Origin of the sequence: Sandarakinorhabdus sp. (genome assembly GCF_040398645.1) — a bacterium.
Classification (GTDB): domain Bacteria; phylum Pseudomonadota; class Alphaproteobacteria; order Sphingomonadales; family Sphingomonadaceae; genus Sandarakinorhabdus.
The window spans coordinates 22,457-24,647 of record NZ_JBBATR010000002.1; the positions used below are offsets into that span (position 1 = coordinate 22,457).

General features: G+C 68.1%; 3 protein-coding genes. 1 reads left to right on the forward strand and 2 read right to left on the reverse strand.

Features of this window, described 5'->3' with window-relative positions:
- The coding region (locus ABWP50_RS00655) for an MAPEG family protein (RefSeq protein ID WP_353216054.1) at positions 1 to 438 on the forward strand (438 nt) is incomplete at its 5' end.
- Here the strand turns inward: ABWP50_RS00655 and ABWP50_RS00660 are convergent.
- Together ABWP50_RS00660 and ABWP50_RS00665 are read right to left on the reverse strand one after the other, a co-directional pair.
- Complete coding sequence (locus tag ABWP50_RS00660; protein ID WP_353216055.1) at positions 429 to 1,637, reverse strand: class I SAM-dependent RNA methyltransferase; 1,209 nt, start codon at positions 1,635 to 1,637, stop codon at positions 429 to 431. The two genes, ABWP50_RS00655 and ABWP50_RS00660, sit on opposite strands and share 10 nt — an antisense overlap.
- The coding region (locus ABWP50_RS00665; protein WP_353216056.1) for an NAD(P)H-hydrate dehydratase at positions 1,634 to 2,191 on the reverse strand (558 nt) is incomplete at its 5' end. The genes ABWP50_RS00660 and ABWP50_RS00665, both read right to left, overlap by 4 nt.

Consider the following 2,191-nt stretch of genomic DNA (forward strand, 5'->3'; position numbering starts at 1 on the left):
GCAATCCTGGTTCCAATGCTGGCGCTGGCCGCATGGACGATGTTCATTCAGGCGTGGATGTATGCCACCAGGCTTCCGGCTATGTCGCGGGCAAAGATCGATGGCACAAAGCTGGTCGGCTCCACCGGCAAGTCGCTGCGCGATGATCTGGTTGCCGCCGGTGAAGTGCGCGCCAGCTGGGTGGCCGACAATTACAATCATCTGATGGAACAGCCGACCATCTTCTATGCCACGGCGTTGGCGCTGGCCGTGTTGGGGGAAAGCGGCAGCCTCGTCGTTGGTTTGGCCTGGGGTTACACGGGCCTGCGCATCGCCCACAGCCTGGTGCAAATCCTGTCCAACCGCGTCCTCATCCGCTTTGCGTTGTTTGCAAGCGCCAGCCTGTGCCTGGTAGGGCTGGTGCTGCTGGCGCTGTCGGCCGCCGCGGCTCAGGGCTGACGTTCGAACCGCGCCACCAGTTCGACATGACTTGACCAGCGAAATTGCGCCACCGGCCACAGCGCATTCAGCGTATAGCCGCCTTCCACCAAAATCTTCGCATCCCGGCCGAAGCTGTTTGGATTGCACGATACGGCCACCACCACCGGCACATTTGATGCCGCGAGCGCGCGCGCCTGCGCCTCGGCCCCGGCGCGCGGCGGATCGAACACCACGGCCTGCATGCCGGCCAGTTCGCCGGGCGTAAGCGGCCGGCGAAACAGATCGCGGTGCTGCACATCCACGCGGCGGTCGGCGCGGCGTGCCACCACGCCCAGCGCCATCACCGCCGGCCCGGCCGCATCCACCGCCAGCACCGCCGCACGCTGCGAGAGCGGCAGCGCAAATGTGCCCAGCCCGCAAAACAGATCGGCAATTTTTCCGGCATCGCCCACCGCGGCCCGCACGGCGGCCACCAGCGCCGCCTCGCCTTCACGCGTCGCCTGCAAAAATGGCGCCACCGGCAGCGGCACCGCCACGCCGCCCATCAGCACGGTTGGCTGGCGGCGTTCGACCAGCGTGTCGATTCCGCCCGGCCCTTCCACGCTCAGCCGCGCCAGATCAGTGGCATTGGCAAAATCGGTCAGCGCCTCGATCGCGGCCAGGCCCTCGGCCGACACATTGGCCAGCAGCAGATCGACGCCATCGTCGGTCAAGGTCATCGCCACGCCGGCGCCTTGGCCATCGCGCACCCGCGATTTCAGCAGCCGGCGCAGCGGCGCCAGCACGGCCATCAATTCCGGCGCCAGCAGCGGGCAATCGGCAATATCCACCAATGCGTGCGTGCCCTCGCTGTGAAAGCCCAGGCTCAACTTTCCGCCGCGCTTCAGCGCCTTCAGGCTGGCGCGGCGCCGGCTGCGCGGCGGTGACAGCGCCACCGGGTGCACCTGCGCCGGCCAGCCCGCCGGCAACACCCGCAGCAGCCGATCGAGCACAAAGCGCGTGTAGGCATCGTCGTTCAGATGCTGCAGCTGGCAGCCGCCGCACGCCGGATAATGGGTGCAGGCCGGCGCAGCATGGTTGGGGCCGGGCCGTATCTGCGGCGGCTGCACCGTGAAATCAACGCTGTCGCCCACCGCAGCCAGCGGCACATAGCGGCCATCGGCGGTGATGCCATCGCCGCGCGCCGCCAGCTGTACGATCGCCTGAATATCGCTCACAAGCTGGACAGCACCGCCGGCAGGCTGGCCACCAGATCATCGGCAATGCCCCCCGGCCCCAGCCGGCGCCCAGCCTCACCGTGCAGCCAGGTGGCGGCGCAAGCGGCCTCGAACAAGGGATGGCCTTGCGCCAGCACGGCTGCAATCATCCCGGCCAGCACATCCCCCGAACCAGCCGTGGCCAGCCACGGCGCGGCATGCACGTTGATCGCCGCCCGGCCATCGGGCGCAGCGATAATGGTCGCCGGGCCTTTCAACAGCACAACCGCACCGATTTTCGCCGCCGCAGCGCGCACAGTTGCCAGACGATCGGTTCCAATCGCGCCGAACAGTTGCGCGAATTCACCATCATGCGGGGTCAATACGGCCGGCATCACCATGGTGGCCAGCGATTCAATCAGGCGCAGGGCGCCCGCATCGATCACCGTCGGCCGCTCCGCCCATTGTAACCGGCGCAGCCAGCCGCGGGCACGCGGCCCCGCCTGCATGCCCGGGCCGATCACCACCGCGCCCATGCGCGGATCGGCGAGCAGCACCGCCGCTTCTTCATCGCT